This is a genomic window from Planotetraspora thailandica, from assembly GCF_016863335.1.
Lineage (GTDB): Bacteria > Actinomycetota > Actinomycetes > Streptosporangiales > Streptosporangiaceae > Planotetraspora > Planotetraspora thailandica.
Genome location: NZ_BOOR01000027.1, coordinates 74,620 through 96,232, shown reverse-complemented (window position 1 = coordinate 96,232; position 21,613 = coordinate 74,620). Strand labels below are relative to the sequence as shown.

Sequence of the window (21,613 nt, the reverse complement as noted above, 5' to 3'; positions counted from 1 at the left end):
GCGATGGGCCGGAGGAAGCTCAGCCACGCCGGCCCGCCGCCCCCACCGCGGCTCCGCGGAGCCGGTGGGACGCCCGGTGCGGAGCGTTCCCCCGGAACGCTGTGGCATTCCACCGGCTCCGCGACACCCGCCCACGACTTCCGTACGGCAGGCGCCACCCGAACCCGACGGGCCCGCCGTACGCACTGGACCGCCGTCCGGCACGACCGAAGAGGTAGAGCCGGAGGGCTATCGGGGGGATCCCCCTCTCGGAGAACGGCCAGGGACATGCTTCCGGGTGCGTGTCCCAGCCCTGCCGCAGATCACTGGAGCGTTCCCGGCCCGCCCTCCGCGGCCCCGGGCCACAGAGCGCTTCCGTCTTCCCCGGCGATGTGACTGTGGCCGGTTCGGTCGGCTGCATCGGCTAGGTTTACGCCTGTCGGCTGCCCACCGAACCGATCCGAGGGGGATCCACCTCGTGCTCCTGCTGTCGTCCGCATTGCTTCCGCTGTCGCCCGCGACACCGTCGCCCAAACCGGTTGAGATTGCGAACCCCAGTGCCGCATGGACCAGCATGGTGGAGAACTGCAAGAACGGCGACGGCTTCGTCTGCTCGCTCATCCAGGCGATTGTGCCCGACAAGGGCCTTCCCTCGTGGGTGCCCTTCGTGGCCGGCGCCACCGATGTGATCCTCGCCCTCGCCCTGATCCTCGCCATCGCGCTCGTCGTGCGCAGCGTGGCGCACCGGCTGATCACCCGGGTCACGCTCCGGGCGAGCGAGGGCGTGCTCCCCGAGCGGCTGCGCGGCAAGAACCCCCTCGGCGCCGACACCACGGCCGCGATCCTCACGGAGCGGCGCAGGCAGCGCGCCGAGACGATGGGGTCGGTGCTGCGCAGCCTCGCCTCGGTCGTCATCCTCGGCACCGCCACCCTGATGATCATGGCCAGGCTCGGGGTCGAGCTGGCGCCGCTGCTGACCAGCGTCGGAATCATCGGCGTGGCCGTCGGCTTCGGCGCACAGGAGTTGGTCAAGGACTTCATCGCCGGCATGTTCATGCTGCTCGAAGACCAGTACGGCGTGGGGGACGTGATCGACACCGGGGTCGCGACGGGCACCGTGGAGGCGGTCACCCTGCGCATCACCCGCATCCGCGACGCCGACGGCACGGTGTGGTACGTGCGCAACGGCACGATCACCCGCGTCGGCAACGAGTCGCAGGGCTGGTCCCGGGCCCTCGTCGACGTCCCCGTCCCCTACGACGCCGACGTCGCGGCGATCCGCGAACTGCTCAAGGACATCGCCGCCGAGATGTACGCCGACCCCGAATACCGCGACGCCGTCATCGTCGAGGAGCCCCAGGTGTTCGGGCTGGAGGACATCTCCGACACCGCGGTCATCTTCCGGGTCAGCGTCAAGACCGTGCCGTCCAGCCGGCTGGCGGTCGCCCGCGAGTTGCGGCTGCGGATCAAGAACGCGTTCGACCGGCAGGGCCTGGTGTTCGCGACCCCCGCCGCCTGACGTAGCTGTCTGCGGTCTGGCCTAGGCTGAAGCGGTGACAAGCGAGCAGACCGCCTCCTTCTACGACCTCGTCGGTGGCGAGGAGACCTTCCAGCGACTGGTCCACAGGTTCTACGAAGGCGTCGTCGAAGATCCGCTCCTGCGTCCCCTCTACCCCGACGACGACCTCGACGGGGCCGAAGAGCGGCTGCGCATGTTCCTCATCCAGTACTGGGGAGGACCCAACGACTACAGCCTGCGCCGCGGCCACCCCCGGCTGCGGATGCGGCACGCGCCGTTCGTGATCGGCGAAGCCCAGCGGGACGCGTGGCTCACCCACATGGGCGACGCCGTACGGTCGCTGGGCCTGGAGCCCGAGCGGGAGAAGCAGCTGTGGGACTACCTCGTGTACGCGGCCCACAGTCTCATCAACGCATAAATAGCGAAAACGACGGGCAACGACAGCTCCATGGAAACTACCCCCTGGTGGCGCGATGCCGTCGTTTACGAGATCTATGTCCGGAGTTTCGCCGACGCCTCCGGTGACGGGGTGGGCGATCTTGCAGGCGTCAGGAGCCGCCTGCCGTACCTGGCGGCCCTTGGCGTGGACGCGATCTGGCTGACCCCGTTCTACCCCTCCCCCATGGCCGACGGCGGTTATGACGTCGCCGACTACCGCGACGTCGATCCGCTGTTCGGGTCGCTCGGCGACTTCGACGGACTGGTGGCCGACGCCCACGCCCACGGCCTGCGGCTGATGGTCGACATCGTGCCCAATCACAGCTCCTCGGCCCATCCCTGGTTCCAGAAGGCCCTGGCGGCCCCCAGGGGGTCGGAGGAGCGCGAGCGGTACATGTTCCGCGACGCGGCCTCCCCGGGCGGCCAGGACGGCCGCCGGGAGCCGAACAACTGGGTCTCCGTCTTCGGCGGCCCCGCGTGGACCCAGGTGCCCGACGGGCAGTGGTACCTCCACCTGTTCGCGCCTCAGCAGCCCGACTTCAACTGGCGCAACCCGGAGGTCCGCCAGGAGTTCGCCGACATCCTGCGGTTCTGGCTGGACCGCGGGATCGACGGGTTCCGGATCGACGTCGCCATGGGGCTCATCAAGGCAGAAGGCCTTCCGGACACCCAGCCGGGCTTCGGCGCGACGTCGCCGATCTGGAGCCGGCCGGAGGTGCACGACATCTACCGCGAATGGCGGCGGGTGCTCGATTCCTATCCGGGTGAACGGGCCGCCGTCGGCGAGGTCTGGACCGACTCGGCCGACGACCTCGCCCTTTACGTCCGGCACGACGAGCTGCATCAGAGCTTCAACTTCGCCTGGCTGGAGGCGCCGTGGTCCGCCACCGCCTTCCGCGAGGTCATCGACGAGACGCTGCGCGCCGTCCCGGCCCCCACCTGGGTGCTGTCCAACCATGACGTCGTCCGCCACATCACCCGTTACGGCGAAGGATCGCCCGACCCGGCCGCCGGTCTCGCCCGTGGGCGGGCCACCCTGCTGGCGATGTTGGCCCTCCCCGGGTCGGCATATCTCTACCAAGGGGAGGAACTCGGCCTCCCCGAGGTGAAGAACCTTCCCCCGGAGGCGCGGCAGGACCCGATCTTCTTCCGCTCGCAGGGAGAGGTGCTCGGCCGGGACGGCTGCCGCGTCCCCCTCCCCTGGTCCGGTACGGCAGCGCCGTACGGCTTCGGGACGGGCGGCTCCTGGCTGCCCCAACCGCCGGAGTGGGCCGAGCTGACCGCCGAGCGGCAGGCCGCCGACCCGTCCTCCACGCTGGCGTTCTACCGGAAGGCCCTGGCGGCCCGCCGTGAGCTCCGGGGGACCCTGCCCGAGGCGCTGGACTGGCGCACCGCTCCCGGCGACGCGTTGTTCTTCTCCCGCGGCACCCTGCTCTGCGCGATCAACTGCGGCATCGGCCCCGTACGGCTCCCGCCGCACGAGCAGGTCCTGATCGCCAGCGGGCCGCTGGACGGTGACGAACTCCCGCCGGACACCGCCGCCTGGCTCCGGCTGCCGGCCTGACCTCGGTCCAACGGATCTGAGCGGACGGCCTCGGTGGAAGGGGCGGCGAAGACGCGAATGGCCGGTGCACGGGCACCGGCCATTCGAGCGTCTCAGGGTGGATCTACTCGCGGGTGAGCTTGCGGTAGGTGACGCGGTGCGGGCGTGCCGCGTCGGCGCCCAGCCGGTCGATCTTGTTCTTCTCGTAGTCGGCGAAGTTGCCCTCGAACCAGAACCAGTTCGAGCCCTCTTCCCACGCCAGGATGTGGGTGGCGATGCGGTCGAGGAACCACCGGTCGTGCGAGGTGATCACCGCACAGCCGGGGAACTCGAGCAGCGCGTTCTCCAGGCTGGACAACGTCTCAGTGTCGAGGTCGTTGGTCGGCTCGTCGAGCAGCAGCACGTTGCCGCCCTGCTTGAGGGTCAGCGCCAGGTTCAGCCGGTTGCGCTCGCCACCCGACAGGATGCCCGAGGGCTTCTGCTGGTCGGGGCCCTTGAAGCCGAAGGCGGCGACGTAGGCGCGTGAAGGCATCTCGACGTTGCCGACCTTGATGTGGTCGAGCCCGTCGGAGACGACCTCCCAGACGTTCTTCTTGGGGTCGATGCCCGCGCGGCTCTGGTCCGCATAGGAGATCTTCACGGTCTCGCCCACGACGATCGACCCGCTGTCCGGGGTCTCCGACCCAGTGATCATCCGGAAGAGCGTGGTCTTGCCGACGCCGTTGGGGCCGATGACGCCGACGATGCCGTTACGCGGCAGGTCGAAGGAGAGCTCGTCCATGAGCACCCGGTCGTCGAAGCCCTTGGTGAGCTTCTCGGCCCGGATGACCGTCGTGCCCAGCCGGGGGCCCGGCGGGATCTGGATCTCCTCGAAGTCGAGCTTGCGGTACTTGTCGGCCTCGGCCGCCATCTCCTCGTACCGCTGGAGACGGGCGCGGCTCTTGGTCTGGCGGGCGCGGGCGTTGGAGCGGACCCACTCCAGCTCGTCTTCCAGGCGCCTCTTGCGCTTGGCGTCCTTCTGGCCCTCGATCTTCAGACGGGCCGCCTTGGCCTCGAGGTAGGTGGAGTAGTTGCCCTCGTACGGGTAGCACCGGCCGCGGTCGAGCTCGAGGATCCAGTTGGCGACGTTGTCCAGGAAGTAGCGGTCGTGGGTGACGGCCAGCACGGTCCCGGGATACTTCTCCAGGTGCTGCTCCAGCCACTGCACGCTCTCAGCGTCGAGGTGGTTGGTGGGCTCGTCGAGCAGCAGCAGGTCGGGCTGCTCCAGCAGCAGCTTGCACAGGGCGACCCGGCGGCGCTCACCACCCGACAACGACGTGACGTCGGCGTCCGGGGGCGGGCAGCGCAGCGCGTCCATCGCCTGCTCGAGCTGGCTCTCCAGGTCCCACGCGTTGCGGTGGTCGAGCGCGTCCTGCAGCTTGCCCATCTCGTCCAGCAGCTCGTCGCTGTAGTCGGTGGCCATCTGCTCGGCGATCTCGTTGAACCTGTCGAGCATCGCCTTCGTCTCGGCGACGCCCTCCTCGACGTTGCCGAGGACGGTCTTCGCCTCGTTCAGCGGCGGCTCCTGCTGCAACATGCCCACCGTGAAGCCGGGCATCAGCCGCGCGTCGCCGTTGGACGGCTGCTCGATGCCCGCCATCATCTTCAGCAGCGTGGACTTGCCCGTGCCGTTCGGGCCCAAGACGCCGATCTTGGCCCCCGGCAGGAAGGACAACGTGACGTCGTCGAGGACCACCTTGTCGCCGTGCGCCTTGCGCACGCGCTGCAACGTGTAGATGTACTCCGGCATGCCCATAAGACTAGGGGATGGCGCCGGCAGCGCCGTCCGCTCCTCGTTGACGGGGAGGCACCGAAGTGGCCGGGAGGCAGATGCGGTCGCGGCCCAGCGCCTTGGCCCGGTAGAGGGCCAGGTCGGCGGCGGCCAGCAGCTCGATCAGATCCTCGCCGTGAGTATTCATGATCGCGACTCCGGCGGAGACGGTCACCGACACCATCGCGTGTTCGGCCGCCACCGCCGTCCGGCCGACCCGTGTGCGCAGCCGCTCGGCGATCCTGCGGGCCTCGGTGAGATCGGCGCGGGGCAGCAGCACGACGAACTCCTCGCCGCCGAACCGGCCGACCACGTCGTATTCACGAAGCTGGCTGCGGAGCGTGGCCGCGACCTGGACCAGCACCTGATCGCCGATCAGGTGCCCGTGGGTGTCGTTGACCCTCTTGAAGTGGTCGATGTCGATGATCACCACGGCGAGCGTCTCACCGGTGCGCTGGGCCCGGACGATCTCCGTGTCGGCCTCTCGCTGCCAGGCCGCCGCGTTCAGCAGGCCGGTCTTCGGATCCGTACGGGCCGCCGCCTGGAGTTGGGCATGGAGCAGGCTTCGCTGGAGGAGCACGACGGGCGGGAGCACGAGAAGCAGCAGGGCGAGGTTGAGGCCGCAGACGATGGCGACGAGCACTCCCAGGCAGAGCTCGACCGCGTCGAGCATCAGCCGCTCGCGGTCCCACAGCACGGCGGCCCACCGGCCATCTGGATCGGCGGCGTGCGCCGCGAGCGCGATCAGCGCCGTGTTCAACACCGTGAACAGCACCGCACAGGCGATGGCCACCGCGATCGGCCCCGCTCCGCCGCCCGCCAGAAGGGCGGGATCGCCGATCCACGCGTGGAAGACCGCCGAAGCCGCGCAGGCCGCCAGCCCGATCGCGGCAGCGCTGAACACCCTCCGGTACAGCAGCGTCGCCCTGACCCGGGCCTGGAGCAGCAACTGCAGGGGAATCGGGGCGAGCAACGCATAGAGCGGCGGCAGCAGCAGCGCCGCGGGCAGCCACCAGGCCGACAGGAGGTCACGGGAGACGCCTGCGGGCATCCCCAGCCGCCGTGTCGCCTCGATGCAGACCGCACCGCAGATCGTCAGCGCGGAGAACGTGAGGAGGTCGGCGGCCCTCAGATCGGTGCGGGTCGCCATGACCCCGATGGCGACGAGATCGAGTGCGACGATTCCGCAGAGATAGGCCTTGAGGGCTCGCGGCAGGGACAGCAAGGGCCAGCGGCCCCGCGAGTGGATCGCTTCTCGCGGCCTGGCCGAGATGTGACTGCGCCCCGTCATCCCGCCCCCCATCGCACCAAAACGGTGTCTCACGATGTGTAACACAATAGTTGCGGAGTGTGCGATGCGCGACGGAAACCGCTACCTTGACACGGTGGTCATCTGCATCTGATGGCCTAAGGGTGGATCTGCGGCGATTTGGCCGGGGACCCATCGTGGTGGGAACCCGCTCTTCCCGAGCGGACTTCGGGAAAGGAGCAGTCATGGTGCGGGGTGTCACCTGGACCTGAGTTAGTGCTCTTGCTGTGACGCGGAAGTCGCCATCGGCCGATCCCCCGGAAAATCCCCAGCGGTGGAGCACCGGCCGCGCACGGCCGATGCCCCTCCCCGCTATCTGACGATCACCGCGTCCCCCTGTCCGGCTACGGCCGATGCCGGCTCATCGGCGTCACGCCGCCCGCGTTCCGGTGAGCCAGGAATCATCGCGCTCTGCATCCTCGCGATCCTCACCGGCCTCACCGTCCGCAGGGCGTTCCAGATCTTCTCCTCCGCCCTCGATCGCTCTCAGGGCGTCGGCGACTCGGGCGCCGGCGGCGGCCGCCATCTCCCACTCCCGGGTGGTGTCCTCCATCGCCCGCCTGTCGTCGTCGGTGGCCACGACACCGGAATACGCGCGTGCGGGCTTTTCGAAGGTCGCGATGCCCCACTTCAGGTCATGGCCGACGGAGATGGCCTCCACCTCCGCCCAGAACCGGTTCTCGCCGTCCCGCTCGAACTGCTTGATCCGGAGCCTGCCGTACACGACGACCGGCTGACCCTTGGTGATCGACTGGTGGACGTTGTCGGCCAGGCCCCGGTAGCAACGGACCGTGTAGAACGTGGTGTCCCTGGTCTGCCAGGTGTTGGCCTGCTGGTCGAGGACCCTCCTGTTGACGGCCATCCGCATCGAGGTGACGCGCGAGCCGTCCTTGAACTGGTACTGCCGGGGGTCGTCGGTGACGTTCCCGCTCAGCGTGACGTAGATGTCGCTCATGAGGCGCCTTCCCGGTGGCCGGGCATTCGCCGGCCTCCGGTCACACAGTCGCCCGGCGGCAGCGGGCCCGAGCCTCCCGAATCCGGTTCTGGGGATTACCGGGAGGCTGTGGAAAAAGGCGTGAACTCAAATCGCCGGAAACGGCAAGACATCGATGTCCCTCCGTTTCCTCCGAAAGGTCCGACTCCATGCAACGGTGCCTGCGATGACCGTTCACACCGCTCTGCCCCGCGACTGCGACCTGATCGCCGACTCACGGACCGACGCCGAGTCTTTCGCGGCCCTTTTCGACCGCTATGCCGACATGCTCTACCGGTACGTATCGCGCCGCCTGGGGCCAGAGCTCTCCGAAGACCTCGTCGGCGAGACGTTCCTGGTGGCCTTCGCCGGCAGGCACACCTACAACCTGTCCCACGCCGACGCCCGCCCGTGGCTGTTCGGCATCGCCACCCACCTCATCTCCCGGCACCGCAGGACCGAGGCCGCCCGCTACAGGGCCCTGCAGCGCAGCCCCATGGACGACGTCGTCGAAAGCTCCGCCGACCGGATCACCGCCGGCGTCACCGCGCAGGCGTCCCGCCCCCTGCTCGCCCGCGCCCTGGCCGGGCTCTCCGCCAAGGACCGCAACGTCCTGCTGCTGATCGCCTGGGGCGACCTGTCGTACGAGGAGGCCGCGCAGGCCCTCGACGTGCCGGTCGGCACCGTGCGGTCCCGGCTCCACCGCGCGAGGAAGAAGCTCCGGGCGGCACTCGGCGACACCAACCCGTTGGACGAGGAGAACTGACATGGACGATCTCACGACACTCCGCGACCTCGGGCGAACCCTGGAGCACGAGCCTCCGGCGTCCCTCGTCCGGCAACGGGCGCGACTGCTCGACGGCTCCCGGCCGCGCCGCCGGATGCCCCGCCTGATGTACGGCGGTGCGCTGCTCGGCGCCATCGCCGCCGTCACGGCGGCCGCCATCGTGGTGCCGTCGATGTTCCTGCACTCCAACACGGCGAAGGTGGGCCAGGGCGGCCCCGCCGACGTGAAGATGAGCGGCGAAATGAACCTCCTGGTGCTGGGCGTCGACCGGCGCGCGGGATCGACCGAACCCCGGAAATCCGCCCGGACGGACACGGTCATGCTGGTGCATCTCCCCGCCGACCGTAAGAAGATCACCGTGGTCTCCCTCCCCCGTGACCTCATGGTCCGCACCCCCTCCTGCACGTCCTCCGGAGGACGAGGCGCTCACCTCGGCAGGCTCGCGGAGGCGTTCGCCGACGGAGGGGCCGCCTGCGCGGAGAAGACCGTCGAGGCGACGACCGGAATGCGGATCGACCATGTGGTGGAGCTGAACTACGCCGGGTTCAAGGACGTCGTGGACGCCCTGGGCGGGGTCGAGATCACACTGCCGGAGGCGGTGGACGACAAAAGCTCGGGGCTTCGGCTCAGCCCGGGCAGGCACCTGGTCAAGGGCGAGGGGGCGCTGGCCTATGTGCGAGTCCGCCACAATATCGGCGACGGGTCTGACCTGGAGCGCATCGAACGGCAACAGCAGTTCATGAAGTCGCTCCTCACGAAGGCCAAGGCGTCCCTGACCGACCCGGCCCGGCTTGAGGCCCTCGTCCGCGCGTCCAGCAAATGGATCAAGACGGATCCCGAGATGGGCCCGAAGGAGATGCTCGGCATCGCCCGCAACGTGGCGGAGAGCACGTCAACAGGCGTCCGTTTCGTCACTGTTCCCTGGCGCGTCTATCCGCCCGATCCCAACTTCATCGAGCTGCGCCAACCCGCTGCCGGCAAGCTCTTCGCCGATCTCGGCGGAACTTCCAAGGACTGAGCTCACTCGCCCCTCTCGGCGTGACCGTACGGCGCAGGTGTCCTGGCGTGGCTTTCACACGTCGGCTCCCGCCGCGCCGTACGGCTCTCGCGGCCGGCCCGCCGTACGGCGGTGCATGATCACGCATGACATCGGCGCAGCTCAGGAAGCAAATCACCGAACTTCTGCATGATCACGATCAGGATCGCCGCAGGTCAGCACGCCCTCCACCGAACTTCTGCATGATCACCACCAAAGCTGGGGGTTCACCACCAAGGGTTGGGGCCCACCATCAAGGGTGGGGGCTCCCCCCAGAGGCGGGTTAGCGTTTGGCGTCGTTCAGGGCCGCGTAGAACTCGTTGTAACGCTGGAGCTCCCGCTCGACGGGCTGGATGACCGTCTCCTGGGCCACGGTGGACACGCGCCTGCGCATGTCCCGCTCCAGGCGGTCGCGCTCCTTGCTCGCTCCCAAGAGGACGAAATTGCGGCTGGCCACGCCCGACAGGTAGCCCAAACCGAGCACGCTGACCAGCATCAGCCCCACCCACGGCAGGACGTCGACGTTCCCGAGCACCTCGACCGGCGGCTCGCCCGCCTTGAACACGCCGTAAGCGAGGATCGTGCCGACCACGGCCAGGCCCACCACGAACAGCACCACGAGCAGGTACTGCCAGATCTTCAGCAGCCACCACCAGCCGGGCACCCGGTCCAGCGGCGGCGCCACCTCCGACAGCTCCGCCGACAGCGCCTGAGGGAGTTGTCCCGAGCGTCCCCGTGCCGCCTCCCGCACGCCTGCCTGCCAGACGTCCGGCATGCCGGCGGTCAGACCGTCGGCGAGGGCCTGCACCGCGGTCTCCACCTCGGCGGGCTGGGCGCTGACCGCGCTGCCCACCAGGGTGTGGATGTCGTCCTTCACGGCCCCGAGACGCAGGCTGCTGAGCGGGTCGCGGCGGAGTTTGCCCGCCCACCGCGCGTACGGCCAGCCGACCCAGTCGATCGAGCGCACGCCGTAGACGTTCTCCATCGCCTCGCCGAGGGCCGCGACGCCGACCGCGTCGCACAGGGCGTCGGTGAGCCCCGCCCGGCGGGCGCCGTCCACGGTGGCCTCGACGTGCACCAGATCGGGCACGTCCTTGTTCAGGCGCAGCATGAGCCGGTCGAGATCGGCCTCCAGGCGCTGATATGACGCACGGCGCGCGGCGACCGATTCGGCGAGCACCGCCTTGAGCGCGTCGATGCCCTTGCCGGTCAGCGCCGACGTGGCGACGACCCGTGGCTGGGTCACCCCTTCCCGCTTGAGCAGGTCTTCGAGGTCGGCCACGCACTCGGCCTGCTCTTCCAGGCTCAGCCGGTCGGACTGGTTGAGCACGAAGACCGTCACGGCGTCGTGCCCGGCGAGGTCGGTCACGTACCGCCGGTGCACGGAGGCGTCGGCGTACTTCTGCGGGTCGAGCACCCAGACGACCAGGTCGGAGACCTGGATGAGCCGGTTGGCCTCGGGATCGGTGAGCGCCCGGATGGAGTCATGGTCGGGCAGGTCGAGCAGGATCAGCCCGTGAAGCTGGCTCTCTCCCTTGTCGAGCGCGCTGGCCCGGGCGAACCGGTGCCGCCACTGGATCTGCAGCCAGTCGAGCAGCGGTCCGGCGCCGTCGAGGCCCCAGACGCAGGCGTGCGTGCGCGCGGTCGTCGGCCGACGGACGCCGATCGGCGACAGCTCCAGCCCCGAGACGGCGTTGAAGAGGGAGGACTTGCCGCTGCCGGTGCCGCCGGCGAGCGCGACCACCGTGTGATCGGGCGACAACTTCAGCCGGTCGCCGGCGCGCAGCATGAGCTGGGCGGCCTCGGTGACCAGCCCGGGGTCGATCCTGCCCTGACCGAGCTCGACGATGCGCCCGAGGGCCGCTAGCCGGGCGCCTAGCCCCTGCCGCGTCGCAGCGGTGCTGATTGTGCTCATCGATCTCCCACCGTCGTGCCGGGAAACGTCGCGGAAGCCGCCACGGGAGTCATCGCGCGACCTCGAGGTTGTACGTCGCCTGGTAGAGCCGTGTGGCCGCGGCCTCGTCCGGGATGCCCGCGCTGTCGAGCTCGTCGACGTAGCGCAGGGTCTCGTCGTCGAAGAGCAGCCCGATCCGGGCCCTCAGGTCGCTGCGCGCCTTGGCGCTGATGCTGCGCAGCGACTCCGCGCCCAGCAGCCCGCGCAGCAGCCTCTGAGGCAGCGCGCCGTTGCCGGAACCCGCCGAGACGTCGGCGGCGCCGTAGCCGAGAAGGCCGACGGTGAAGATCAGGGCGAGCGACTCGGCATCGAAGGAGACCAGCCGCGCCACCGACCGCTTGGTCACGCCCTCGGTCTTGATCAGCTCGGTGACGTGGTCCTGCCAGGCGGAGATGGTCCGCGCCGTCTTGCGCACGACCTCTTCGGACGGCCGGCCGAGCCCCGGCGTCGCGGCGAGCCTGTCGCCCGCCCCCGCCCGCTGCCGCCAGCGCGTCACGACGTCCTCGGCCGCCCGCTGGGCCGCCGAGACGATCACCGATTCGAGGGCGGTGCGCAACGCCGACTTCAGCGCGCGCAGGCGTTCCGGGCCCTTGTGCTGGGCCTTTCCGCCGCGCCGCAACTGGAGGGTGCGCATGAGGTCGCCGGACCCCGCGAAGTCCTGCCAGCGGGCGAGCACCTCGCCCCGCAGGAGGGAGCCGTTCCTGGTCGCCTCGTCGATCTGCGCAAGCGCGCCCATGAAGGCCGTGTCGACGTCCGAGCGCAGGTCGGCTCGCAACGCGACCTGGGTTTCCAGGTGCCTCGCCAGGGCGGGCAACCGCGTCCTGAAGCTGTCGAGCACGCCGTTCAACGTGGCCTGTACGGCAAGCGCCCGGCGCTCGTCGTCGACCGACAGCTCGGCCAGCCACAGGCGCAGCTCGGTGACCTCCTCGTCGGCCAGCCGTCCCTCGCGCACGGCCGTCTCGTTGACGACGAACCGCTCCACGTCGACCAGGCCGTATTCGTCGAGCATGCGGCCGAAGTGCTTGACGATGACGTCGCGCGACTTCAGCGGCACCCGGGACAACACGATCACCAGGCGCGCTCCGCGCTCCTTGGCCCGGCGCAGCAGCCCCCAGGAGGGCGCGTCGGCGTAGCGGGAGGCGGTGGTGACGAACACCCACAGGTCGGCCGCGTCCAGCATGCGGTGGGCGATGTCCTGGTGGTCCTCGACGACGGAGTCGATGTCCGGGGTGTCGAGCAGCGCGACGCCCTGGGGAAGCCGGGGGGTGCGGACCAGCACGACCGAGCCGGGCCGCGGGTCGGCGCCCGGCTCGGTGACACGGGTGAGCCCGCCCAGCAGGTCTCCTTTGGAGAACCATTCGTAGTCGTCGGGATGGCAGGCGAGCACGGGGGTCGAGGTGGTCGGGCGGCGCACGCCCGTCGCGGTGACGTTCTGGGCGGCGAGCGTGTTGACCAGGGTGGATTTGCCCGCACCGGTGGAACCGGCCACGACGATCAATGCGGGGGCCGTGTTCATGTGAACGCGTGGGACGACGTAGTCGTCGATCTGGTCGAGCACGGCGGCCTGCGTCTTGCGCGCCTCGTCGGCGCCGGGCACGTCCAGGCCGAAGTGCAGGCCCTTCACGGCGACACGGAGCTGGGAGAGGGCGGCGGTGAGGGCTTCCGACACCGGGTCGGGAAGCGGGATCGTCCGCGCACCGGAGCCTGCGCTCTCCGCGGTGTCTCCGGACCCGGCGGCGCGCCCGGGACCACCCGGCTCCTCACCGTCCGCGTCGTTCTGAGAATCGTTCTGGGGGTCGTCCCGGGCGTCTCCGCCGCCTGTCGTCGTCGGCGCGGTGTCCTCGCCGTCACCCCCGCCGGAGGCGGGCGCCGTATCGGGCTCGGCCGTACCAGGCGGGCCCGAGTTCCGGGGGGCGGATCCGCCGTCGGCGGCGGCCTCCCGGCCCGGGCTCCCCGCGACCGGGACGGTGCCGGGACCGTCGTCGCGGATCGCATGGAACGTGATCGTCTGCTCGCCCGGCGCCTCGGGCGGCGCGCCGGAGCCCCGCTCTTCGGTCACGGCGTCACCGTCCGGCCCGGCGGGCTTGGGGTCGGGCGTGTTCCTGGCAGCCGATTTCACGGGACCCGCTCCGCTCGCACCATCTCGATCTCCTGGCCGACTCTGACGACATCGCCGACGATCACGATCGCAGGCGGCCGAATCCCAGCCGCGGTCACTCGTTCCGCCACCGTGGAGAGCGTGGCGGTGACAGCTCGCTGGGTCGGAAGAGTACCGTCCTGTACCACCATTACGGGAGTTTCCGGCGAACGTCCGTCTCGAATCAGGGTCTGGGCGAGTCTCTCGATTCGCTCGACTCCCATCAGAAGCACGAGCGTCCCCCGCGATCTCGCCAGCGCCTCCCAGTCGACCGTGGATCTCGGGTCGTCAGGAGCCACATGGACCGAGATCACGTGAAACTCCTGGCTGACGCCGCGATGGGTGACCGGCACCCCGGCCGACGCGGGAACGGCGACCGCGCTCGTGAGGCCCGGGACCACCGTCACCGGGATGCCCGCCTTCGCGCACGCGATCATCTCCTCGCCACCACGGCCGAAGACGAAGGAGTCGCCCCCCTTCAGCCTGACCACGAACTTGCCCTGGCGGGCGTGCTCGATGAGCAGCTCGTTGATCTTATCTTGGGCGAGCGCCCGGCCGTAAGGGATCTTCGCGGCGTCGATGAGCTCGACGTCGGGGGGCAGTTCGTCGAGCAGGGCGCGCGGCGCGAGCCTGTCGGCGACGACCACGTCCGCCTGCGCGAGCAGTTGGCGGCCGCGGACGGTGATCAGTCCGGGATCGCCGGGGCCGCCGCCGACCAGCGCGACGCCGACGGGCTTGGTGCGGTGGCGGCGCGCGTCGACGGTGCCGTCGCGCAGGGCCTCCACGACGGCGTCGCGGATCCCGGCCGCCCGCCGGGGGTCGCCTCCCGCAGTGACGGCGACGCCGATCTCGTCCACGCGGCCGCTTGCGGGCGTCCAGGCCGCCGAGGCGTCCTTGTCGTCGGCGCGCACGCACCAGATCCGCTTGGCCTCGGCCTCCGCGGCGATCGCCGTGTTCGCCTCGCGGCTGCTGGTGCACGCGTGCACCAGCCAGGCGCCGTCGCAGTCGCCCACCTGGTACGGCCGGCGCTCCCACGTCACCCTGCCGTCGGCGATGAGATCGTCGAGCGCCGGAGTGGTGCTGGGCGAGACCAGGGTCACCGACGCCCCGGCCTCGAGCAGCGCGGGGATCCGCCGCTGGGCGACGCGTCCGCCGCCGACGACGAGGACCCGTCGCCCGTCAAGGCGAAGGCCGAGCAGGTAGGGCGCCATGACCCCAGTCTCCCTAATGCGTCAAGCGTGGTCTGTTAGGAGGCAAACCTACCTGTTGACCTGTGACGGCACTCACTGGATGTGACTTATCGGTAGGCCGATGGGTTGACGGGCGATTCCAGGAGTCAACGCTCCTTGTCGGCCACCCCTGCCGCGTCGAACGTCGCGACCTCATGCATGACCCGCACCGCGGCGCTGACCAGGGGATGCGCGAGGAGGCCTCCCGTACCCTCGCCGAGGCGCAGTTCCAGGTCGACGAGGGGACGCAGCCCCAGGTGGGCGAGCGCGACGGCGTGACCGGGCTCGGCCGAGCGGTGCCCGGCGACGCAGTAGCCCGCCGCCTCGGGGGCCAGCGCGGCGGCGGCCAGCGCCGCCGCGCCCGCGATCACACCGTCGAGGATGACCGGCACCCGCGCCGCCGCCGCGCCGAGGATGAACCCGGCGATGGCCGCGTGCTCCAGCCCGCCGAGGGCCGCGAGCGCGCGAAGCGCCGCGTCCGGCCCCTCCGGTACGGCCACCGCCTCCTCATAACCGTTGGCCTCGATCGCCCGCCGCACGACATCGATCTTGTGCTGATACATGGCGTCGTCGACGCCGGTGCCGCGCCCCGTGGCCGACGCCGGTTCACGACCCGTGAAGACGCAGATCAGGGCGGCCGAGGCGGTCGTGTTGGCGATGCCCATGTCTCCGGTGACCAGGCAGCGGTTGCCCGCGGCGACGAGGCTGCCGGCGATCTCGATGCCCGCCGACAGCGCGTCCACGGCCTGGTCGAGCGTCATCGCGGGGCCCTCGGAAAGGTCGGCCGTGCCGTACGCGATCTTGCGGGAGATCACTCCCGGGCCGGCGGGAACGTCGGCCGCGACACCCACGTCGACCACCGTGATGGAAGCGCCGACCTGGGCGGCGAAGGCGTTGGCGACGGCGCCGCCCGCGGCGAAGTTGGCCACCATCTGGGCGGTGACCTCCTGCGGCCAGGGGCTGACACCCTGAGCGTGCACACCGTGGTCGGCGGCGAAGATCGCCAGCGCGGCGGGCTCGGGCATCGGAGGGGGGCAGGCGGCGGCGATCCCCGCCAGCCGTACGGCGACGTCTTCGAGGACGCCGAGGGAGCCGCGCGGTTTGGTGAGCCGGTCCTGATGGGTGCGGGCCTCGGCCATGGCGACCGGGTCCACCGGCCAGATGGCCGCGATCGTCCCGTCGAGCAACGTCATGCTCACTCCTTCAGACGGCGCTGGGGATCTCCGTCCCCGCGTCGGCCTCGACCTCCGACTCGGGTTCGCTCTCCTCATCAAGCACGACGTCGGGCACGAAGTCGACATCTGTGCCTGCGTCCTCGTCGAGCACGGCTCCGGCATGGGGCTCGACGAGTCCGAGTTCCGTGACGACGGCCGCGTGGCGCACGCCGGTCTCGGCAGCCGGGGATGGCCGGAAATCAGCGCGTGCGGGTGATTCGAGCGTAAGCATGTCATGGTAGCGGCGCCGCGCCGGCCATTCATCCACGCCCGCGAGCGCCTCCTCGTAGCGGTCGATGACGACGTCGGCGAGCCCTTCGCAGTCGCCGATGACCTCCGCGCAGCGGATGTCCATGCCCTCGTGGTTGGCGCCGTAGGCCAGGGCCTGGGCCCAGATGCGCTCCAGGACCGCCCCGGCGAACAGGATGTACGGCAGGACGATCACGCGCTTGGCCCCCAGCCTGCGGCAGCGCTCCAGGCCGCCGGGGACGCCGGGACGGCTGTGCGAGACGTAGGCCGTCTCCACCGTCAGCAGGTCGGCGGCGTGCGTCTCCCAGAACAGGCGCGACACCCGATGGACCTCGGCGTTCACCTCGGGATCGGCGGAGCCGTGGCCGACCAGGACCACGGCGGTCTCGGCGGGCGAGATCGACTCCGGCACCTCGTCGGTCACCAGTCTCGGCATTTCGGCACGCGCGTCGGCCAGGCGCTCGGCGAGCAGGTCGAGCACACGGCGGTCGGGGCCGAGCGGCCGGCCGAGGTCGTATTCGAGCGTCGGGTGCTTCTCCTGCTCCAGGGCCATCGTCCCGGGCACGTCGCCGAGCGCGTACCGATCGCCGGTGAGGCTCAGCGGCACCGCGATCATGTGATGGTGGCCGCGTGCCACGAGAGAGGCGACGGATTCGCTCAGCGGGGGGCGGGCGTTGGTGATGAACCCGCCGCTCACCTCCGCGGGCAGCGCGTCGAGACGGCAGCGGAGGCGGTGCACGAATCTGCCGAATTCGGCTACGCCGGTCTCATCGTGGGTGCCATGTCCGATGAGCAGCAGCGGCGGTTTCATGTACTGATCTCCCATGCCTTGACCTGCGGAGACGTGATCCGGCTCGTGAGGATAACCCTCGGGGCCCAATCATGGGCGCCCCTTGACCGATCAGCCCAGGTGGCCGGGGGAATTTTTACCTTTTATCACCAAAATTCACCTTTGAGCACACTGAACAGTACGGCATCGGCACGCCCGCCGCTCACCCGGAGGGCTTTGCGCAAGATGCCCTCCTCGATGAATCCCGCCCTTCTGGCGACCGCCTGACTGGCGTGATTTCCCGTCGCGACCAGCAGATGCACCCGCTCGAATCCCGCGTCGAAAAGGAAACCGGTGACGGTCTTGGTGGCCTCCACGGCATAGCCCTGACGGCGGGCCCAGGGCGAGATCCAGTAGCCGATCTCGACGTCGCCGCGTTCGTGGTCCTCGCGCTGCACGCCGACGGCCCCGGCCAGACGCCCGCCCTCGCGGGGCTCGATCGCGTAATTTCCTCCCACGGCGGCGCCGCCCACATGGGCCACCCGGGTGCACCAGTCGAGCGCCTGCTCCAGGGTGAACCCCGCGGCCCACGGCATCCAGCGGCCGATCTCGGGATCGTCCTTGACCGCGGCCAGCAGGTCGAAGGCGTCCCGTTTGACGAACGGGCGCAGCAGGAGCCGGTCGCTCTCCAGCCTGCGCTCCACCTGGGAGTCGCCCCGGAGCATGCCGAAGATCACCAGGTCGTGGGGGCCGTCGTCTTCGAACCCGCCGCCGCGCAGCAGCCCCTCACGGGTGAACCCGGCCTTCTCCGCCACCCGGATGGAGGCGACGTTGTCGGCGTTGGCCCGCAGTTCGATGCGGCGCAGCGCGCCAGGGCGCAGCAGGGAGGACGTCAGGCCCCTCACCGCCTCGGTCGCGTACCCGCGGCCGCGGTGGGCGGGGTGGACGCCGTAGCCGACCTCGGAGGTGCCCGCACCCCACTGCGTCTTGAACAGGCTGATCGCGCCGACGATCGTCCTGTGGGCCTCCATGGCCAGGTGGATGCCCTGGCCGGAGCGCCACAGCTCGTGCACACCCTGGGCGAGCCACTGCGGTATGCCCACCACGTGGCCGGGGGCGCCCGGCGGCAGCGCGGTGGAATGCGCGCCCTCGTCGATGACCGACCGCACCATCACGGCGTCCGAGGGCGCGAACGGCCGCAACACCAGCCGCTCGGTTCTGATCGTCAGCTGCTCGTCGAACACAGCGTCACTCCAGGGGAAGATGCCGATCCTTCGTCCGTCAAGGGCCGCGTACGGCCCGCGACAGGCCGATACCCAGGTTTGGGGCGGGCGGGCCGGGTACGAGGCACCTCATGACCCTATTCGGGAGGTGCGGTCATGAGTATGCAACGGGGCAGCGCCAAGCACGGCCCGCGGCTTGACGAGGAGCAGAAGCACGAGACGCAAGGCCTCGTGCGCGGCTCGGGAACGACCAGGGCCCAGGAGTGGACCGAGCGCGAGCCGTCCCGGGACCCCGACGACGACATGCCGCCCCGCAAGCGGCCTCCCGGACACGAGCCCGGCACCGCCCTCGGGATCACGCCGGCCGACGTCGAACGCCGCAGCAACCTCGCTAAATGGCTGAGCGACGCGCACTACCCCGCCGACTCCCGTGACCTCCTCGCACACGCCGAGGCCAAGAACGCCCCCGACGCGGTGGTGCGGGCCGTACGGGACCTGCCCGACCTGAGGTATCAGAACGTCGGGCAGGTCGCCGAAGCGCTCGGGCTGGGGGTGGAGCGCCGCCGGCCGTGAGGCGTCAGCGCACGAGCACCACGACGAGCGTTCGGGGGCCGTGCACCCCCTCGACGCGGTTGAGCTCGATGTCGCTGGTCGCCGACGGCCCGCTGATCCACGTCAGCGGCCTGGCGGGGTCGAGCCGGGCGACGGCGTCCGGCACCCCCGCCACCACCTGCTCGGGCCGTACGACGCACAGGTGGAAGTCGGGCACGAGCGTCAGCGCCCTGCGGCCCTGGCCCGGCCCGGCGTCCAGCACGATCGTGCCGGTCTCCGCGACGGCGACTGCGCACGTCGTCACGATGCCGTCGACCGCGTCGAGGTCGGACGCGGTCAGCTCAGGCTCGTCGCCGACCCATTCGAAGCCCTCCGGCGGCAGCCATTCCCGGGGGAAGCCCTCGGGCACGACGAACCGCCCCGCACCGCGCCCGGCCAGCGCCTCGGCGACGACGGCCGCGACCCCCGCCTCGTCCACGACGTGCACGTCGGCCTTGTAGTGGCGGATGCGGTCGGCGACCAGCTCCGCGAGCTCGGGCGACGCCGTCTGGGACGCGGGAGCCGGTCCGCGGTAGTCGCGGGGGATCTCCACGGGCGGCGCGCCCTCGGTGGCCGCGCGCACGCGGGCCAGGATCACGTCGCGGGCGTTCATCGGTTGCCTCCGTCCGTGCGGGTCCACCAGTCGCGGAACGACTCCTTCGGGATGGCGGGGACGTCGCGGGTGTCGGTCCATCCGCCGAGCGGCCCGGGCAGGCGTTTGGGGACGAGTCTGCGCATCCGGCCGCCCATCCTCTGCGCACGGGCCAGCCGTCCCGACCGTTTGAAGACCCAGCCGGCGGCGGCCATGCCGGCCCGCTCCGCGACCCCGTGGCGGGCGCGGGCGCGCAGCTCGACCAGGACGGTGGGGATGTCGATCGCCACCGGGCAGACCTCGTAGCACGCGCCGCACAGCGAGCTCGCGAACGGCAGCGAACGGTCCAGCTCGGTGCCCATCCCGCGCAGCTGCGGGGTCAGGATCGCGCCGATCGGCCCCGGATAGACCGAGCCGTACGCGTGGCCGCCCGCCCGCTCGTAGACCGGGCAGACGTTGAGGCAGGCCGAGCAGCGGATGCAGCGCAGCGCCTGGCGTCCCACCTTGTCGGCGAGTACGTCGGTGCGCCCGTTGTCGAGGAGGACGAGATGGAACTCCTGGCCCTCCGTCGCCCCGGTCCACATGGACGTGTAGGGGTTCATGCGCTCGCCGGTCGAGCTCCTCGGCAGCAGCTGGAGGAACACCTCCAGGTCACGCCAGGTCGGCAGCAGCTTCTCGATGCCCACCACGCTGATCAGGGTTTCGGGGAGCGTCAGGCACATCCGGCCGTTGCCCTCCGACTCCAGCACGACGAGCGTCCCGGTCTCCGCGATCATGAAGTTGGCGCCCGAGATCGCCACCTTGGTGGACAGGAAGCGTTCGCGCAGGTGGAGCCGTGCGGCCTCGGCCAGCGCGGCCGGGTCGTCGGTCAGGGTCTCCGGCGCGGGGCGGCCCCACTCGGCCATGTGGCGCACGAAGATCTCGCGGATCTCCGAGCGGTTCCTGTGGATGGCGGGGACGAGGATGTGCGACGGCCAGTCGTCGCCGAGTTGCACGATCAGCTCGGCGAGGTCGGTCTCGTACGCGGTGATGCCCGCGTCGTGCAGGGCCTCGTTGAGCCCGATCTCCTGGGTGGCCATCGACTTGACCTTGACGACCTGCGTCTCCCCCGTCGCCTTCACCAGGCCGGTGACGATGCGGTTGGCCTCCGCGGCGTCGCGGGCCCAGTGCACGTGCCCGCCGGCCTCGGTGACGGCCTCCTCGAGCTGGACGAGGTAGGCGTCGAGGTCGCGCAGGGTGTGGTCCTTGATCGCCTTGCCCGCCTGCCGCAGCCCCTGCCAGTCGGGCAGTTCCGCCACGACGCTCGCCCGCCGCTCCCGGATCGTGCCGGTCGCCTTGCGCAGGTTGAACCTCAGCTGGGAGTTCCGTACGGCTTTCGCGGCGTTGTCGGGGAAACCCTCCTTGCCGGAGTAGCCCATCATCGAGACGGTCCCCGGCATGCCGAGGAAGGTGCTGGTCATCGCGACTCCCCGTGTTCGGGCTCGGTGGAGGCCAGGATCTCGGCGAGATGCATGACCCTCACCCCGGCCTTCTGGCGGCTCAGCGTGCCGCCGATGTGCATGAGGCAGGAGTTGTCCGCGGCGCAGAGGACCTCGGCGCCGGTGTCCAGGATGTTGCGCACCTTGTCGCCACACATGGCAGCCGAGATATCCGGATTTTTCACGGCAAAGGTGCCGCCGAAACCGCAACATTGCTCCGCGGCCGGCAGTGGGACGAGCTCCAGGCCCTTGACCTCCTGGAGCAGCCGCGCCGGCCGGTCACCCAGGTGAAGGCCGCGCAGCGAGTGACAGGTCGGGTGATAGGTGACCTTGTGCGGGAAGTGGGCCCCCACGTCGGTCACGCCGAGCACGTCGATCAGGAACTCCGACAGGTCGTAGACCTTGGGCACCGTCTCGGCCACCGCCGCCGCGAACCCGCCTTCCTCGGCCAGCCGGGGGTAGTGCTCGCGCACCATCGCGCCGCACGAGCCCGAGGGCACCACGACGGCGTCGTAGCCGGCGAAGACGTCCACGAACCGGCGGGCCAGCCGTACGCCCTCGTCGCGGTAGCCGGTGTTGAGGTGCATCTGCCCGCAACAGGTCTGCGCCTCGGGGAAGTCGACGTCGACGCCGAGCCTGCGCAGCAACGTCACGACCGCCTTGCCCGTGCCCGGGAAGAGTGTGTCGTTGACACAGGTGATGAACAGGGCGACCCGCACGTGTCCTCCTGCGTGTATGGTCGTACCAAATATGGTCAGACCATACCGAGATTATCCCGATGGC

Annotated in this window: 18 protein-coding genes; 6 read left to right on the top strand and 12 right to left on the bottom strand. The window is 70.4% G+C overall.

Translation table 11 applies throughout. From position 1 onward, the window contains the following. Positions 1-553: 553 nt before the first annotated feature. Genes Pth03_RS19630 through Pth03_RS19620 form a run of 3 tightly spaced genes read left to right on the top strand, consistent with a single transcriptional unit; the run spans position 554 to position 3,500 of the window. On the top strand, positions 554-1,498 hold the full coding sequence (locus Pth03_RS19630; protein WP_203945773.1) for a mechanosensitive ion channel family protein: 945 nt from the start codon (positions 554-556) through the stop codon (positions 1,496-1,498). Positions 1,499-1,532: 34 nt separating this feature from the next. Continuing rightward, the gene (locus tag Pth03_RS19625; protein ID WP_203945772.1) at positions 1,533-1,916 is read left to right on the top strand and encodes a globin; all 384 of its coding nucleotides are present in this window, start codon (positions 1,533-1,535) and stop codon (positions 1,914-1,916) included. A 30-nt stretch (positions 1,917-1,946) separates the two neighbouring features. Further along, positions 1,947-3,500 carry a glycoside hydrolase family 13 protein gene (locus Pth03_RS19620; RefSeq protein ID WP_203945771.1) on the top strand — a complete coding sequence of 518 codons (1,554 nt, stop codon included), beginning with the start codon at positions 1,947-1,949 and terminating at the stop codon, positions 3,498-3,500. 103 nt (positions 3,501-3,603) lie between these two features. Here Pth03_RS19620 and ettA read toward each other — a convergent pair whose 3' ends face one another. From ettA to Pth03_RS19605, 3 genes are all read right to left on the bottom strand, one after another. After that, a complete protein-coding gene (gene ettA / locus Pth03_RS19615) occupies positions 3,604-5,268 on the bottom strand; it encodes an energy-dependent translational throttle protein EttA (RefSeq protein ID WP_203945770.1) in 1,665 nt (554 codons plus the stop codon). 10 nt (positions 5,269-5,278) lie between these two features. Then, the gene (locus Pth03_RS19610; RefSeq protein ID WP_203945769.1) at positions 5,279-6,580 is read right to left on the bottom strand and encodes a GGDEF domain-containing protein; all 1,302 of its coding nucleotides are present in this window, start codon (positions 6,578-6,580) and stop codon (positions 5,279-5,281) included. A 388-nt stretch (positions 6,581-6,968) separates the two neighbouring features. Continuing rightward, positions 6,969-7,553: a single-stranded DNA-binding protein gene (locus Pth03_RS19605; RefSeq protein ID WP_203945768.1), complete on the bottom strand. Its 585-nt coding sequence runs from the start codon at positions 7,551-7,553 to the stop codon at positions 6,969-6,971. Positions 7,554-7,758: 205 nt separating this feature from the next. On the opposite strand from Pth03_RS19605, the gene Pth03_RS19600 reads away from it, so the two are divergent. Continuing rightward, the gene (locus tag Pth03_RS19600; RefSeq protein WP_203945767.1) at positions 7,759-8,337 is read left to right on the top strand and encodes an RNA polymerase sigma factor; all 579 of its coding nucleotides are present in this window, start codon (positions 7,759-7,761) and stop codon (positions 8,335-8,337) included. A 1-nt stretch (position 8,338) separates the two neighbouring features. Then, positions 8,339-9,376 (top strand): LCP family protein, encoded by a 1,038-nt coding sequence (locus tag Pth03_RS19595; RefSeq protein WP_203945766.1) that lies wholly within the window; start codon positions 8,339-8,341, stop codon positions 9,374-9,376. A gap of 301 nt (positions 9,377-9,677) precedes the next feature. On the opposite strand, the gene Pth03_RS42145 is transcribed toward Pth03_RS19595, so the two are convergent. From Pth03_RS42145 to Pth03_RS19565, 6 genes are all read right to left on the bottom strand, one after another. Beyond that, complete coding sequence (locus Pth03_RS42145) at positions 9,678-11,309, bottom strand: P-loop NTPase family protein (protein ID WP_203945765.1); 1,632 nt, start codon at positions 11,307-11,309, stop codon at positions 9,678-9,680. A gap of 49 nt (positions 11,310-11,358) precedes the next feature. Continuing rightward, on the bottom strand, positions 11,359-13,467 hold the full coding sequence (locus tag Pth03_RS19585) for a dynamin family protein (RefSeq protein WP_239119188.1): 2,109 nt from the start codon (positions 13,465-13,467) through the stop codon (positions 11,359-11,361). After that, positions 13,464-14,696: a uroporphyrinogen-III C-methyltransferase gene (cobA, locus tag Pth03_RS19580; RefSeq protein ID WP_203945764.1), complete on the bottom strand. Its 1,233-nt coding sequence runs from the start codon at positions 14,694-14,696 to the stop codon at positions 13,464-13,466. The genes Pth03_RS19585 and cobA overlap by 4 nt, the downstream gene beginning before the upstream one ends. A 125-nt stretch (positions 14,697-14,821) precedes the next feature. After that, entirely contained in the window at positions 14,822-15,907 is a 1,086-nt protein-coding gene (gene cobT, locus Pth03_RS19575) for a nicotinate-nucleotide--dimethylbenzimidazole phosphoribosyltransferase (RefSeq protein ID WP_203945763.1), read from the bottom strand. Between the two features lie 10 nt (positions 15,908-15,917). Next, complete coding sequence (locus Pth03_RS19570; protein ID WP_203945762.1) at positions 15,918-16,988, bottom strand: sirohydrochlorin chelatase; 1,071 nt, start codon at positions 16,986-16,988, stop codon at positions 15,918-15,920. Between the two features lie 125 nt (positions 16,989-17,113). Next, on the bottom strand, positions 17,114-18,190 hold the full coding sequence (locus tag Pth03_RS19565) for a GNAT family N-acetyltransferase (RefSeq protein WP_203945761.1): 1,077 nt from the start codon (positions 18,188-18,190) through the stop codon (positions 17,114-17,116). Between the two features lie 135 nt (positions 18,191-18,325). Between Pth03_RS19565 and Pth03_RS19560 the strand changes: the two genes are divergently transcribed. Continuing rightward, on the top strand, positions 18,326-18,742 hold the full coding sequence (locus Pth03_RS19560) for a DUF2795 domain-containing protein (RefSeq protein WP_203945760.1): 417 nt from the start codon (positions 18,326-18,328) through the stop codon (positions 18,740-18,742). A 4-nt stretch (positions 18,743-18,746) separates the two neighbouring features. Here Pth03_RS19560 and Pth03_RS19555 read toward each other — a convergent pair whose 3' ends face one another. The 3 genes from Pth03_RS19555 to Pth03_RS19545 are packed head-to-tail and all read right to left on the bottom strand — an operon-like array spanning position 18,747 to position 21,549. After that, entirely contained in the window at positions 18,747-19,373 is a 627-nt protein-coding gene (locus tag Pth03_RS19555; protein WP_203945759.1) for a LutC/YkgG family protein, read from the bottom strand. Further along, the gene (locus Pth03_RS19550; protein WP_373318564.1) at positions 19,370-20,812 is read right to left on the bottom strand and encodes a lactate utilization protein B; all 1,443 of its coding nucleotides are present in this window, start codon (positions 20,810-20,812) and stop codon (positions 19,370-19,372) included. Before Pth03_RS19550 ends, Pth03_RS19555 begins: the two co-directional genes overlap by 4 nt. Then, a complete protein-coding gene (locus Pth03_RS19545) occupies positions 20,809-21,549 on the bottom strand; it encodes a (Fe-S)-binding protein (RefSeq protein WP_203945758.1) in 741 nt (246 codons plus the stop codon). Before Pth03_RS19545 ends, Pth03_RS19550 begins: the two co-directional genes overlap by 4 nt. Positions 21,550-21,613 lie beyond the last annotated feature (64 nt).